This is a genomic window from Mucilaginibacter metallidurans (genome assembly GCF_003286435.2).
GTDB classification, from domain to species: domain Bacteria; phylum Bacteroidota; class Bacteroidia; order Sphingobacteriales; family Sphingobacteriaceae; genus Mucilaginibacter; species Mucilaginibacter gossypii.
Genome location: NZ_CP043449.1, coordinates 2,000,674 through 2,015,509 on the forward strand (window position 1 = coordinate 2,000,674; position 14,836 = coordinate 2,015,509).

Consider the following 14,836-nt stretch of genomic DNA (forward strand, 5'->3'; position numbering starts at 1 on the left):
ATGTCAAATTTCTTAAGCGTAAGTATTGTAGGGAATATACAAGTTGCTAAGCACGGAAAAACCGGAGGTGGTGACAAGAGGCACAATGAAGCTGTAGAACCTCTGAAAAATATTAACCGATACTAACTAAAACCGGTAATATGGAACCGAAGAAGATCATGTCTTAATCAATTGATAAGGGAGTCATCAGGATTAATTATCCATCTAAAATGCTTGTTTCAAAATCTTAATGTACTATCAACGTACTTTCTATCACGAGGTTTTTACTTCTGAGTCCTTACGTAACCATGCTTTATAAAGCTCGAACCAAATAACGGAGGTAAACCCTATAATTGTACTCATCACCAGGTCACTGATATTTAGCGAGTTGAAACCGAAGAAAACTGCCAAAGGGCGGATGTATATCAGTGAAGATGATATAAAGATTGTAAGCCCGATAACCAGCAGTACAAGGTTATTTTTATATTTGATAGTTGTAAACAGCGAATAGTAAAACGAACGATTGACTAAGGTGAGCAAAACATTAGCCGATATCAGGGTGGTAAATACCATGGTACGGGTCACTTGTTCATCTGCTGCTTTGCTTACGGCATATTGGTAGACCGTGAGTGTTCCTATTGTTATGGCTGCACCCTGTACTATGCTGGTCGCCAACTCTTTCCAATTAAAGAATGTGGTGCTGAACGGACGTGGCTTTTGCAACATTGCATTCTTTTCTATTGGCTCGTTTTCATAAATGATCGAACAAGTCGGCCCCATAATCAGTTCCAGGAAAATAATATGCACCGGTGAAAAAATATTCGGATAAATCCAACCTAAAGCCAGTGGTATAAATACCGTTAATACGATAGGAATGTGGATAGAAATAATATACTGTATGGCCTTTTTTAGGTTAGTGTAGATACGCCGGCCCATGGCTACAGCATCAACCATTTTCGAAAGGTCATCCTCCAATAAAATTAATGAAGCAGCCTGCTTCGCTATCTCTGTGCCCTTTTTTCCCATCGCAATGCCAATATGCGCCGCCTTCAGTGCGGAGCCGTCGTTAACTCCGTCTCCGGTCATTGCTACTATCTCATTTTGGGCTTTTAAAGCATTGATGATCTTTAGCTTGGCATCCGGGAACATACGTGTAAAAATGTTCGCTTTCTTTACTTTCTCCCTAAGTTCCTGTTCTGACAATTGCATCAGCATGTCTCCGCTGATGCATTGGTCTGCTCCATGGAAGTCAATTTGCTTCGCGATAGCGCCGCTGGTTTCTGTATTATCGCCCGTGATGATTTTAACCTTAATGCCAGCTTTGTAAAAGCCCTGTAATACAGCAGTGATGTTTTTCTTGGGCGGATCATAAAATGCAACCAGCCCTTTGAATACAAAATGAAACTCCTGCTGTGTAGCAGGAAAATCACTTCCCACAAAATTTGCTTCGCCTACGGCCAATACCCGGTAGCCTTCGATTGCCAAAGCCGCTATTGCAGCAGTCACGTGTTCTTTCTCGATTTGATTTAGGTTGCTGACGCCGATCAATGCTTCAGGTGCACCTTTGGCTGCGATAATGCGATTCCCTTTTCCATTTTCAAAAAGGTGGGTCATCATAGGCGGCTTGCCGCCCAGCGGATATTCGTGGATCATTTTATAATCCGAACGCTCATCTGTCAGATTTGTGTGGGTGTAGGCATTGTGCAGGGCAACTTCCATCGGATCAAAAGGGATCGGTTCGCTGGCCCACATGGCAAGCGCGATTAGCTCTGTTGCTGCGCCGGTCGATAGCTTTTCATTAAGATTATAAATGCAATCTTCCTTCAGGACATACGCTTTCGCCAGGCTCATCTTATTCTCGGTTAGTGTGCCGGTTTTATCAGTGCATATCACCGATGCGCTGCCCAAAGTCTCCACCGTTTTCATTTGCTTGACAACGACCCCAATTTTCATAAGCCGCCAGGCCCCCAGCGCCATAAAGGTGGTAAATGCAACAGGGATTTCCTCGGGCAGGATACTCATGGCCAGCGTAAGCGCTTTAAGGAGACTGTCTAAGATATTTGCCGAATGAAAATAGTTTATCCCCCACACCGTCAGAAACACAATTACCCCCACGATCACCATTTTCTTTACAAAATTGCTGATCTGTATTTCCAGGGGTGTTTTTTCTTCTGCTATAGATTCCAGGCTCCTGCCAATTTTACCTAATCGTGTTTGGTTGCCTATTGCCGTTACGGTTGCAATGGCCAGTCCGCTTGCTACTGTTGTGCCACTGAAAATCAGATTGTCTGCTGAGGATTTGTCTTTAAAAACAGCCAGGGATTCGCCTGTGAGAATGCTTTCATTGATTGAAAAATCATTGGAATGTTCAATAACACCATCAGCAGTAATAAAAGTGCCTTCCTCTACTATCAGGCTGTCGCCAATAACAAGCTCTTCTTTTTTTACTTCTAAAACTTCTCCGTGCCTGATCACTTTGCATTTAGGTTGCGAAAAGTCCTTCAATTTTTCGAGCGCGTTCCGGCTTCTGGAGTCCTGATACAAAGATATGCCCGACACGAGTACAATTGCTGAAGCCAAAAAAATACCGTCGCCCGCCTTTCCGCTAATAAAATAAATACATGAGGTAACTAACAATAAGATTACCATCGGTTCTTTTGTCAATCCTATCAACGCATTAACAAATCCGTTTTCTTTCTTAAACGAAAGGCTGTTCGCTCCGTATTTAGATCTCGCCGCAAGTACTTCCTGTTCGCTCAGGCCATGTATATTGAAATTATTTATTGCCATTTATCTGATCAGCTAATAGTTAGTTACGAACTGATCAGATCATTTCAGACGGAATGACCATCAGAGGTAAATGCTGGTTGTCTAAAGCGGCCACCGTTGTAGACTTGTCAAACAGCCCCGACAAAAAAAAGTTTTGATGATGAACAAGTGTAAGTATATCCGATCCGTTATCTTTGCATAGCCTATTTAATCGTTTAATCACGTCTTTTCCCCTTATTTCCTGAAAGGTTATATTATCCTGTTTAATTGCATCAATATGGTTAAGTAAAGCCTTTTCTTTTACAGTATCGCCTTCCTCTTCTATGGCGGATACGTGGACAATTTCCAGGTGAAAGTGTAACTGTTTTTGTAAGCCGGTTAAGTAATTGATTGCATTGATATCGGCCAGTTCGAAAGCCGTGGCTAATGTTACTTTTTTAAGCTGGGCTAAATCCGCTTTTGGCGGGATGATCAATACGGGGCGGGACGAATGATCTATCACCTGCATCGTATCTCTGCCGAAGATTAAGTGGTCTAAAGAGCTATCTGTACTACTGCCGATTACAACAAGATCAATATTATTATCCTGAATAACCGCCGCTGTATTTCGACCAAGTGAACCTTCACCAATTTGATAATCAATTTTAGGTTCAACGCCTTCTATAGTTAGATCTGCAATAATATGCCTTAGTTGACTAGCCAATTGGCCCAGCCGTACCTCGCTTTCGTCTTTACGAAAAACGAATTCTTCTACCACCCAGGGGCCGCCAGCATATGTAGGAAGTATAGGGTGGTCATAATAAGTGTTGTAAAGCAATATATCTGCATTTAAATTCCTCAGAGCTTTTGCGGCGGTTTTTGCGGCGTGGTTTGCATTTTCCGAAAAGTCAGTGAGCATTAGAATTGTGTTCATGGTGTAATTCTTTAGATTGTAAAGCTATCCGTTCATTATTCGCCAATAAATGATTAAGATCATTTATTGGCTTGATTACTATTATTTAAACAGTGCTATTAGTTGATCACCTTTGATAAAAAAGTCATGAACCAAACACACATCCACCTGCTGATCACGCACCTGCCTATCGTTGGTACGGCTTTGGGTGCATTTGTCCTGATCCATGGAATATGGAAAAGAAACAAAGGTACACTAATCGCTGCTTATAATGTTTTGATTGTCTCAGCAATTGGGGCCGGTATAGCCTATGCAACCGGCGAGGGTGCTGAAGAAACCATTGAACATTTAAAAGGAATATCTAAATATCTCATTGAAGATCATGAGGAGTCTGCCCTGGTATCTTTGATCGCTTTAATACTTACAGGTGGGGTTTCACTGATTGGGCTTTTTGCAACATTGAAAAATACATCACAGGTTAGGCGTGTAGCATTAATATCGCTCACTGTATCCTTGATAAGCTTTGGACTGATTGCAAGGACGGGCTATTTAGGTGGACAAATCAGGCATTCGGAAATCAGAACTGATACGATGTCTGCATCAAAAGAGAAAAATGATAAGGATAATGATTGAATAGAGTTATGTTTGTCAACCTTGCGCATAAAAGGAGTTATTATATAGTAAATGGCATTACCTTTTATAGGTTATTGACAGCTCCGTTACTTTTGACATTATTATTTTATGAGCGGCTTTCAATTTTTAAATGGTTGCTTATTGTAAGTTTTCTTACAGATGCGGTGGATGGCCATCTGGCGCGCAAATTCAAGGTAACCAGTGCGTTTGGTTCAATTCTTGATTCTGTCTCTGACGACCTTACCATCGCGGTAGCGATTATCGGTATTGTTTTGGTGAACCCTGCGTTTCTTAAACAGGAACTCGTATTAGTTGTAATTCAAGTGTTTCTCTTTTTCGCGCAGATCGCGGCAGCATTATTTCGCTACCGTAAGATTAGTAGCTTCCATACCTACCTAGCCAAATTTGTTGCGGTTTTTCAGGCTGTATTCCTTATGCTCTTCTATTGGTTACCCCAACCGGTTTACATATTGTTTTACTTTGTGTCAGCTTTAACCATTCTTGATTTGTTAGAGGAGATAGTACTCGTACTTATTATTCCGAAATGGGAAACTGATATAAAAGGCTTATATTGGGTAATCAAAAAAAGCGCACTTCCAAAAGTGTAAAACTGCACCCCATGGTAAAAGAAATGCCGGTGACCGTGAAGCGGGCCATAGAACTAATTGGCCTGTTTGTTTTAGGAACTATTATCATAGCTGGTAATACGATCATTATGCCTTTGTTAATGGCGTTCTTCTTCAGCCTGGTACTTTTACCCGTCTTTCGTTTTTTCAGGAAGCTCAAAGTGCCGGAGGTTATTGCGGTTTTTTTGCCAATATTGTTATTAACGATTGTCGTGGCGCTGATCATCTGGCTGTTTTCCAGTCAGATAGGTGCTTTGTTAGATGATTTTCCGCAGATTCAACGTACCGTGGCCAAACACCTGGATGACCTAAGTATCTGGATCAGCAAGTCATTTGGATACTCTCCGGCAGAACAAGTGAAATTCATTAATGTGCAAAGCAAAAAGTTATTCAGTTCCTTAGGCGGAGTTTTAAGCGGCGCGGCTGGATCTTTGTCTGGCATGGTTATATTTATTGGGTTATTGCCGATTTATATCTACCTGATCATTCTATACAGGAACCTTTTTTTAAGATTTCTGCTGATGTGGTTTAAAAAAGAGCAGTATCTAAATGTAGAAGAAGCAGTAAGGCAAACTGAAAAAATGGTTAAAAGTTATCTTGTGGGGCTGCTGATACAGATTACCTATATCATTATTCTTTTAGGTAGCCTATTATGGTTTTTCGATATTCAGAATGCACTCCTCATTGGTATTATCTTCGCTTTTCTGAACCTGATCCCCTACCTGGGCGCCCTGATCGGCAATATCCTGGGTGTGCTGTTAACGCTCGCTTCGTCAGATAGTATTGCAGATGTGCTGATTGTATTGGGAGCTATTACAGTAGTACAATTTCTGGATAACAATATTTTAATGCCGCGTATCGTAGGGTCGCAGGTAAAAATTAATCCGCTTGTTTCCATCGTTGGTATTATTATTGGCGGAAGCATGGCGGGGCTTTCGGGCATGTTCCTGGCGATGCCGGTACTATCCATTTTAAAGATCGTGTTTGACCGTAGCGAAAATTATAGGCAATGGGGTGTATTATTGGGCGATGAGCGGCCTGTAAAGAGCCAGATGCAGGTTTAACTCTCTCGGCTATATATTTTCTGGAAAGCCTTGTAGCCCTGAAAAACAACTAATGGTAACAGGCTGGCGGTTGTAGCGGACAGCCACAACTTAAATGAGAGCTGCGATAACCCTAATACTAAACGCAGGCCGGGCAGTGCAAAAACCAGTAAAAGAAGACCGCTGCAAATCAAAATGGCAATCCATATCCATTTGTTCCGGGTAATTTCATTATTTATAAATCCAGAGCCCTCCGAAGACATGTTGAATACGTGAAATAGTTGAGCAAGGGTAAGAGTGATAAACGCGATATTATTGCAGGTTTGATCATCACTATGCAGCGCTTCTTTGCAATAAACAGCTGCAATAACCACAGTTGAGGTGATTGAAGCCGAATACAAAGCGATTGCCAGCCACTTTTTGTTAGTGATGATATTCTTTCCTGGTGCTCTTGGCGGTCTGGACATCACAGTCTTATCCCCTGTGCCTAAGCCCAGCGCCAATGCAGGAAATATGTCTGTCACCATATTCAGAAACAGAATTTGTAATGGCAATAACGTGGCACCAGGTATAATTACACCTAAAACGGTAACAATGAATATCTCGCTTAAGTTGCAAGATACCAGGTAGACCACAAACTTTTGAATGTTTTGAAAAATCTCCCTCCCGTGCGCCACTGCCTGAACGATTGAAGTGAAAGAGTCATCTTTCAAAACAATACTCGCCGTCTCTTTCGCTACCTGGGTGCCTCTGATACCCATTGCAATACCCACATCTGCATTCTTTAATGCCGGGGCATCGTTTACACCATCTCCTGTCATTGCAACTATTGATCCGGCTTGTTGAAATACATGAGCGATTTCCAGTTTCTGTTTGGGTGAAACCCTTGCAAAAACAGCAGCAGCCAAAATACGCTGCCGCCAATCATTTGTCAATAGCTCGGCCCGTGGTAACTCAGTGCCGGTAATTACCTCTTTGTCGTCCTCATCAATTAAGCTTACCTTCCGGGCAATGTTTAAAGCAGTTTTCGGGTGGTCGCCAGTGATCATCACTACCCTGATGCCTGCTTTTCTGCAACTAAGCATAGCACCTTTAATATCTACCCTGGGTGGGTCAAGAAAGCCGGTCATTCCAATGTAAACAAGGTCATTTAAATAATTGTGCGTATCAAGGTTGTTACCCGACCGATAGGCAAATGCCAGCACCCGCAGCCCTTCAGCCGCCATCTTCTCCGATTGTAGCAGGATGGATTTACGGGATGCGCTATCAAGTATTTTGATGTGTGCACCCGACTGTAAATAGTTGCATTTATCCAGCAATCTTTCAACCGAGCCTTTGGCAGCAGTGAAGTATCCTGACGATGTTTTATGTAAAGTTGCCATCATCATGATCTCCGAACTAAAGGGTACTTCTGCAATACGCACAAATTGTTTGCTTAACAAATGGTTGTCTAAACCCGCTGCAATGGCCGTTTTTATTAACGCAACTTCTACAGGGTCACCGGAAAGTTGGTCCGGCTCAGGATATTTTTCTTCAATAGTAGCATTATTGCATAAAATACCGGTTAAAAGTAGTTTGTCCAGATTTTCGGCGCTTTTAACTGCTCCGTTAGGAAATTTCAGCAGGTTGTTTTCTACTTGTGCTTTTACGGTTTCTTCCGGAAACGCCAAAGTATCGGTAAATATCTTGTTTTCGGTTAGGGTCCCGGTTTTATCAGTTAGGATAACCCCGGTGCTTCCCAACGTCTCTACGGCAGATAGTTTCTTGACAATTGCATTACGCCTGGCCATCAATAGCATACCATAGGATAACGCGACGGTAGCAACGATAGGTAAGCCTTCCGGTATAGCTGCCACTGCCAGCGCAATTGATGTTTCTATAATGGTTAATATGGCTTTGCGTTGGATAAATCCGGTTATTGAAAATATTGCGGTCATGACCAGTGTAACCCAAATCAATTTCCGACTTAACCTATTCAGCTTTTTATCCAGCGGGGTGATTGTATCCACCGAAGTTTCTACAAGCGAAGTTATTGTGCCCAACTGTGTATTTGCCGCTATACCGGTTACTACCATTTTACCGTTACCATTAATAACTGAGGTACCCTTAAAAACCATGTTATGCTGGTCGCCAACAACGGTGTCTTTTTTTAATGTTTCAACAGTTTTATCAGTAGGAAGGGACTCGCCGGTGAGCGATGATTCGTCGCATTGTAAACGGTTTACAGCAACTAAACGACCGTCCGCAGGTATAATATCTCCAGCTTCGAGTGGAATCAGGTCGCCTGGTACCAATTGTTCGGAGGGGATCGATCTGGATTTACCACCACGAATAACCTTTGCCGTTACTATATCCATTTTTTTTAGCGCATTCATAGAGTTGCGTGCCTGAAACTCCATAAAAAAGCCGATCAGCGCATTAATTAAGATAACCGCCAGGATGGCTGTGGTTTCCAAAATATCTTTAAAGTAAAGTGAAGCGAGTGATCCGGCTATAAGGAGATAGACGATGGGGTTTTTGAATTGATATAGCAGAATTAACCAGAGGCTTTTTTGTTTTTGAGTTTTATAGCTATTTAAGCCATAAACACGGCTGCGCTTTTTTGCTTCATAATAAGTAATCCCCTCAACGGTGTTGGCTTGAACCAATTTAGCAACTTCTTCAACTGTTAACGAAAACGGCTGATCTATCGGGTATTTCATGGTCATGCTGAAAATGGTTTTATTTACCGCTACTCAGGGACGGGACCTTGGCAAAATTATTTGCCATCCTTTTTTTTAAAGGTGAGTAAAGGTACCTTTCCATAAAAGGAATATTCTGTGGCATTAGAAGGGAAAAATAGCTTTTCGAGCATAGATCTGGACTGATGGGTGAATAAGACCAAAAGGGACGGTTTGCTGATCTTAACAGCGTGATCTATATCTTCCAGTAAATTATTGTTGACATCTCTTTGCAGGTTTAAAAGGCTAATTTTATAACTGTTTTTTTTCTGTAAGGTGGCTTCAGCCAACTCTTTGTCAAAAGCAAATTCATTAGGATAGGCGATATGTACCATCTCGACACTGGCACCAATTGGCCTGGCAAAATCGACAACCTCTTTTAATTCGTTTTCATAATCGGTCATATCCGAAGCATACAGGATGTGTTTCAATTCTTTTAAATGGTATGCGCTTGGTATGCATATAACAGGCACAGTTGAACAGCTGATCAATTTTGCGGTATGCGTGCCGAATATTTTTGCAATAGTGCCCGCTCCACGAGTACTGATGCAGATATAAGAACAACTGTTCCTGCTGGCATAATCTGTGATGCCATCAACCACATCGATATTGGATACTAAAACTAATTCGTAGTTAATTTCGCGTTCATCGATATCACGATAGATGCCTGCAATAAATGATGACAATTCTTCTGTCGTTTTTTTTCTGAATTCATTTGTATACTCCGCAAAAGCGTGGTCTGTCCATTTGAAGGGTTTTAAAAGATGGTATACGTGAAGGATGGTTAATTGCGCTTTACGCTGACTGGCCAGTTTAATCGCAAAACGGATAGCCGCTTTGGAATTAACGGATTGATCTGTTGTAACTAATATCTTTTCCATGATTTATTCGAGGTTTAACTGTTGTGATGTTGTTTTATTCGGCATGTATATGCGTGTTGTTTAAGAACTTAAAATAACTTTCAGCGCTTTCTCTTCGGCGGCATTGCCAAATGTATCGTATGCTTCTGCCACCTGATCTAATCTGAAACGATGTGTGATTAGTTTGGCGGGCGCTATTTTCTTTGATTGTATCGTTTTTAACAACATTGGTGAAGTCACTGTGTCCACGAGCCTGGTCGTGATGGTAATGTTTTTCGACCACAGGTCTTCCAGGTGTAAACGGACACTTTTTCCATGAACGCCAATGTTGGCGATACGGCCGCCAGGGGCGATAATCGCCTCACATAGCTCGAATGTCTCGGGGATGCCGACAGCTTCTATCGCCACATCAACGCCGGTTTGGTTGGTGAGTTTCATTACCGCTTCAATTGTATTTTCATTGCGGCTATTAATAATTTGTGTTGCGCCGAATTTCCTGGCCACATCGAGCCGGTTATCATCCTGATCGATCATGATAATTTCCGCAGGTGTATAAAATTGTGCGGTAAGTAAAGTGGCAATCCCGATAGGGCCGGCACCTATTATGGCTATAGTATCTCCAGGTTGTACCTTGCCGTTCAACACGCCGCATTCAAAGCCTGTAGGCAATATATCGCTTAACATCACTAATGCTTCTTCGTCAGAACCGCTGGGTACCAGAAAAAGGCTGTTGTCTGCATGGGGGATACGAACATATTCTGCCTGCGTGCCATCAATCAGGTGCCCTAATAGCCAACCGCCATCTGTACAGTGAGAATACATCCCCTTTTTACAGTAGTTACATTTACCGCAAGATGTGATACAGGATATAATCACGTGGTCGCCCGGCTTAAAATTACTAACAGTGGTCCCCACTTCTTCGATCACGCCCACGCCTTCGTGCCCTATGATCCTGCCATCGGCAACTTCAGGAACATCACCTTTCATAATGTGCAGATCTGTACCGCAAATCGTTGTTTTGAGGATTTTTACAATGGCATCGTTTGTTGATAACAGTACCGGTTTGGGCTTTTCTTCCCAGGCTTTCTGACCTGGGCCGTGATAAACTAATGCTTTCATATTTTCTGCTTTAACCTACTTATGTTAAGCACAAAATTGCTGTTGTTTTATTTTTTTATGATGTTGGTGGTCAGGTAAATAAATGATATATATCACTATTTGAAAATGACAGGTAATTGACTTTTTATTTGTATATTAAACATGTGGGCGGTTTATCTGCAATGGTATTGCACATGAAGGCCTTGAGACATGTCTGCAAAGGGCAAATCATTTTGAATGATGAGCGTCACCATTATAGTTGATCTTTATCCTGGCCAGGCTTAGGGCGGCGGATTAACTTTGTATCAACCGATGGATGGAATTTATTCCTGTTTCGGTAAATGATCGCGGGCAGGGATTGAACCATTGTCCGACGTCGTTGCGGAACCGGAAAAACCGGTTCCGCTTTTTTTTAATATTGCAACAGGCTTCATTATCAACCAAAGGATTCTCTATCTTTCTCCCCCTGCGGTATTATTGTACGCTCTGTAAGCTATTGGCTTATAGTTTGTTGTTGGCTCTGTTTTTTCGTGGAATGTGATTTCGACAATCTGAATGGATATTGAATGGTGATCGTTTTATGTATATTAAATGGCAATAATTGTGTTTACAATAAGCCAACATAGTTTTGAAATATAGTTGACTTTAATTAACACCAGGAGCAAATTTGATTTTTACCGTGATCTTCTGCGTACCTTTTTTAGCACCAGGTCTTTTTTCTCTTTCTCGCCCCTTTTTTAATATTTTAAAATTCGCGATCTGTTAAAATCTGTTAAATACCCGAGATTTCATCTAAACTACAGAATGTAAAGATACTATTGCAATAATTAAATAAACGCACCTGAAGCTGAATTGCTTTACGCAGAGATTTACCTTCAGGAGGCTTGTTTAAGTTAGTTGAGATTTATTGATATACCCCGATCTTAAATTTATGGACAGAAAAGAATTTCTATCAATTGCCGGAATTACGGCAGCGTCATTCGCGCTGATTAACTGTATGGGCTGCAGTAAAAAATCCGACAATGCGTCGGCAGGTATCACCGGGCCAACCGGCGTGGATTTTACACTTGATCTCAGCCTTTCGGCAAACTCGGCTTTACTCGTGAACGGCGGTTATCTTGCCTCAAAAGGTGTAATAGTGGCTAAAACAACAACCGGCAGCTATATTGCTGTTCAGCAATCTTGCACCCATGAAAGCTATCCTCTTATTTATCAGAGCAGCGGACAGCAGTTTTTTTGCAATAATCATGGTTCCGCTTTCACGGAAGCCGGAGTTGTTAAAAATTCGCCTGCAAACCGCAACCTTACCGTATATCAAACAACTTTAACCGGCACCTCATTGCGGATATTCTCTTAACCAGTTAATAAAATGAAATTACTAATCATCTCATTATTGTTGTTTACAGGCAAGCCGGTTACATGGCTTGGTGATTTTAAGAAAGCGCAGACGGAAGCGGCAACGTCGCATAAGCTCATAGTAATAAATTTTTCCGGCTCTGATTGGTGTGGCCCTTGCATCCGGCTGCGGAAAGAGATTTTGGAATCCGAAAAATTTAATGATTTCGCTGCATATAAACTTGTTCTGGTAAGGGCTGATTTTCCCCGCCAAAAGAAAAATCAACTAAGCAAGGAGCAGGTACAATTAAATGAAGCGCTTGCAGATAAATACAATCCTGACGGTAAGTTCCCATTTACGCTGCTTGTTGACGAACATGGTAAGGTACTAAAAGAGTGGGACGGCTATCCAAATGAGTCCACTGAACGGTTTATTGACCAGATCAAGGCGTTTGTCCAATGACAGCCATTGGCAGCGGGGCAACCGTACATCAACGTGTGCTGAAACTGATGGGTAACCGTTTTGAGATAAGCGTTGTAGGAGATGACGGGCAATGGGCCGCAAAATGTATTGATCAGGCTGTAGCGGAGATAAGCCGCATAGAAAAATTACTAACTACATTCAGTGACGATAGCCAAACCAACCAGATCAATGCCGCCGCCGGAATAAAGCCGGTAAAAATAGATCATGAGGTTTTTCAACTTATTCAGCGTTCGCTAAGGATATCAGAGCTTACGCAGGGAGCATTTGATATTACTTACGGATCAATTGATAAAAGCCTATGGAATTTTGATGTAAATATGAAAAGTCTGCCTAATGCCGAAACCGCGCGAAATGCTGTACGACTGATCAATTATAAAAATGTGATCATGGATTCTGATCACATGACTGTGATGCTTAAAGAAAAAGGTATGCGTATAGGTTTTGGAGGGATAGGGAAGGGGTATGCAGCTGATAGGGCGAAAGCCATTTTACAGCAAAATGGAGTAAACAGCGGGATAGTAAATGCAGCCGGCGACCTGATTACCTGGGGAACACAACCTAATGGTAAGCCATGGACTATAGCAATAGCAGATCCGAATAAGCAGATGACGCCGTTTTCAACGCTCAATATCAGTGATATGGCCATTGCCACATCCGGTAACTATGAAAAGTACGCTGTGATAAATGGAAAAAAATATTCCCATACCATCGATCCTAAAACAGGTTTGCCGGTAACCGGAATTAAAAGCGTAAGCATTATTTGTCCGAGCGCGGAGTTTGCCGACGCTATGGCCACACCCGTAACAGTAATGGGGATCAGCGTTGGATTGGACCTGGTAAATCAACTACAGCAACTTGCCTGTGTGATCATCGACGACAATAACCGCCTTTACACCTCCAGTAATATTAATATTAAAAATTAGTACATGAAAAAAATACCCCTGATTAAATTAATGCTGGTAAGTAGCTTACCGGCGCTCGGCCTTACATCTTGCATGTCGGTAAAAGCATATCAGAAAAATCGCCTTAATGATGCAGAGATGGAGCTATCAGCCCGTAAATCGCAAAAGTTTGAGCAAAGTTTCCAATTGTACCGTGAAGGTGGTTCAGGAGCAAATGGCGGAAAGAGCGGCGGTGGCTGCGGATGTAATTAAAACGGCGACCGGAAATGAGGAAAATATATTTATGCGTTGCCGCTCTGTATTTAGGAATAGTTGCTTCGCATGCGCAAACTAAAGCCTTGCCCGTTAAAGATAGCAGCAATTACCAGGCACGTAAGCTTAAAATTGATGAAATTAACATCATATCTGCCTATTACCATCAGGATGGTAACAACTCGGCAGTTACAGGTGGTATCGGCACAGAAAAACTTACTGACTTTGCTAATACCTTCGATCTGCAATTATCCAAATATGGAATAGGAGGAAATAAACACACATTCACTTTTGAATTGGGTGTTGACCATTATACGTCCGCTTCTTCAGATAAGATCGATCCTTACAGTATTTCTTCCGCATCCAGGCAGGACACCCGTGTATACCCCTCGCTAAATTGGACAGTATCTAATGATAAAACGGGAAATGCATTTGGCTTAACAGGGTCTTATTCACATGAGTTTGATTACCAGTCTTTCGGCGGGGGTATCAACCTAACCAGGGTAACAAAAGATAAAAACACGCAGTTTGATTTTAAGGGACAGGTGTTTCTTGATACGTGGAAGGTTATATTGCCGGTTGAATTAAGGCCCCCTGGATATGGGTCAGGGTCAGAGAGGGACGGGCGGGGTAACGTTGACCATAGCCCCCGCAATTCATTTAGTACCTCGTTTTCAATTTCGCAGGTGCTTACCACACGTTTACAGGCTTTGTTCATTATCGAACCGTCCTATCAGCATGGGTTACTGGCAACAAAATATCAACGTGATTATTTTACCGATGGATCTGAAAGGGTTGAAAACCTGCCGGGTAGCCGTTATAAATTGCCAATTGCAGTAAGGTTCAATTATTTTCTGGATGATCATTTTGTGATCAGAACGTTTTACAGGTACTACATGGACAATTGGGGGATCCGGGCGCACACAGCCGAATTGGAGATACCCATAAAGCTTACCTCTTTTGTATCGGTAAGTCCATATTATCGGTATAATAATCAGAAGGGTACAAGGTACTTTGCACCTTATGGGCAACATGATCCAACCGCTGTGTACTATACCAGCGATTACGATTTGTCAACACTCCACAGTAACTTTGTTGGTGCCAATATCAGGTTATCACCGCCAACCGGCGTATTTGGATGGCAGCATTTCAATTCGCTGGAGATCAGGGCGGGGCATTACATGCGCTCGACGGGCTTAAATTCAAATATTGTAACTTTAGCAATGAAGTTTAAATAAAGCCT

The 14,836-nt window shown here is 42.0% G+C and carries 13 protein-coding genes; 8 read left to right on the forward strand and 5 right to left on the reverse strand.

Annotated features, from left to right (window positions below; translation table 11 throughout):
* Positions 1-252: 252 nt before the first annotated feature.
* Both DIU38_RS08640 and DIU38_RS08645 read right to left on the reverse strand, forming a co-directional pair.
* Positions 253-2,769: a cation-translocating P-type ATPase gene (locus DIU38_RS08640; RefSeq protein WP_112653699.1), complete on the reverse strand. Its 2,517-nt coding sequence runs from the start codon at positions 2,767-2,769 to the stop codon at positions 253-255.
* A 34-nt stretch (positions 2,770-2,803) separates the two neighbouring features.
* Positions 2,804-3,661: a universal stress protein gene (locus tag DIU38_RS08645; protein WP_112653698.1), complete on the reverse strand. Its 858-nt coding sequence runs from the start codon at positions 3,659-3,661 to the stop codon at positions 2,804-2,806.
* 126 nt (positions 3,662-3,787) lie between these two features.
* Here DIU38_RS08645 and DIU38_RS08650 point away from each other — a divergent pair, with 126 nt between their 5' ends.
* Genes DIU38_RS08650 through DIU38_RS08660 form a run of 3 tightly spaced genes read left to right on the forward strand, consistent with a single transcriptional unit; the run spans position 3,788 to position 5,963 of the window.
* Positions 3,788-4,273: a hypothetical protein gene (locus tag DIU38_RS08650; RefSeq protein ID WP_112653697.1), complete on the forward strand. Its 486-nt coding sequence runs from the start codon at positions 3,788-3,790 to the stop codon at positions 4,271-4,273.
* A gap of 8 nt (positions 4,274-4,281) precedes the next feature.
* Positions 4,282-4,881 carry a CDP-alcohol phosphatidyltransferase family protein gene (locus DIU38_RS08655; protein ID WP_112653696.1) on the forward strand — a complete coding sequence of 200 codons (600 nt, stop codon included), beginning with the start codon at positions 4,282-4,284 and terminating at the stop codon, positions 4,879-4,881.
* Between the two features lie 11 nt (positions 4,882-4,892).
* Complete coding sequence (locus DIU38_RS08660; protein WP_112653778.1) at positions 4,893-5,963, forward strand: AI-2E family transporter; 1,071 nt, start codon at positions 4,893-4,895, stop codon at positions 5,961-5,963.
* Here DIU38_RS08660 and DIU38_RS08665 read toward each other — a convergent pair.
* Genes DIU38_RS08665 through DIU38_RS08675 form a run of 3 tightly spaced genes read right to left on the reverse strand, consistent with a single transcriptional unit; the run spans position 5,960 to position 10,641 of the window.
* Positions 5,960-8,644, reverse strand: coding sequence for a cation-translocating P-type ATPase (locus DIU38_RS08665; protein WP_243770881.1), 2,685 nt, complete (start codon positions 8,642-8,644; stop codon positions 5,960-5,962). The two genes, DIU38_RS08660 and DIU38_RS08665, sit on opposite strands and share 4 nt — an antisense overlap.
* 56 nt (positions 8,645-8,700) lie before the next feature.
* Positions 8,701-9,543 (reverse strand): universal stress protein, encoded by an 843-nt coding sequence (locus tag DIU38_RS08670; RefSeq protein WP_112653694.1) that lies wholly within the window; start codon positions 9,541-9,543, stop codon positions 8,701-8,703.
* 60 nt (positions 9,544-9,603) lie between these two features.
* Positions 9,604-10,641: a zinc-dependent alcohol dehydrogenase family protein gene (locus DIU38_RS08675; protein WP_112653693.1), complete on the reverse strand. Its 1,038-nt coding sequence runs from the start codon at positions 10,639-10,641 to the stop codon at positions 9,604-9,606.
* Between the two features lie 910 nt (positions 10,642-11,551).
* Between DIU38_RS08675 and DIU38_RS08680 the strand changes: the two genes are divergently transcribed.
* From DIU38_RS08680 to DIU38_RS08700, 5 genes are read left to right on the forward strand one after another with little or no spacing between them, the layout of a single operon-like run.
* Entirely contained in the window at positions 11,552-11,977 is a 426-nt protein-coding gene (locus tag DIU38_RS08680; RefSeq protein ID WP_112653692.1) for a QcrA and Rieske domain-containing protein, read from the forward strand.
* 12 nt (positions 11,978-11,989) lie between these two features.
* Entirely contained in the window at positions 11,990-12,418 is a 429-nt protein-coding gene (locus DIU38_RS08685) for a thioredoxin family protein (RefSeq protein ID WP_112653691.1), read from the forward strand.
* The gene (locus DIU38_RS08690; protein WP_243770778.1) at positions 12,415-13,362 is read left to right on the forward strand and encodes an FAD:protein FMN transferase; all 948 of its coding nucleotides are present in this window, start codon (positions 12,415-12,417) and stop codon (positions 13,360-13,362) included. Before DIU38_RS08685 ends, DIU38_RS08690 begins: the two co-directional genes overlap by 4 nt.
* Positions 13,363-13,365: 3 nt before the next feature.
* Entirely contained in the window at positions 13,366-13,593 is a 228-nt protein-coding gene (locus DIU38_RS08695; RefSeq protein ID WP_090526062.1) for a DUF4266 domain-containing protein, read from the forward strand.
* A 14-nt stretch (positions 13,594-13,607) separates the two neighbouring features.
* Positions 13,608-14,831 (forward strand): DUF3570 domain-containing protein, encoded by a 1,224-nt coding sequence (locus DIU38_RS08700; protein WP_112653690.1) that lies wholly within the window; start codon positions 13,608-13,610, stop codon positions 14,829-14,831.
* Positions 14,832-14,836 lie beyond the last annotated feature (5 nt).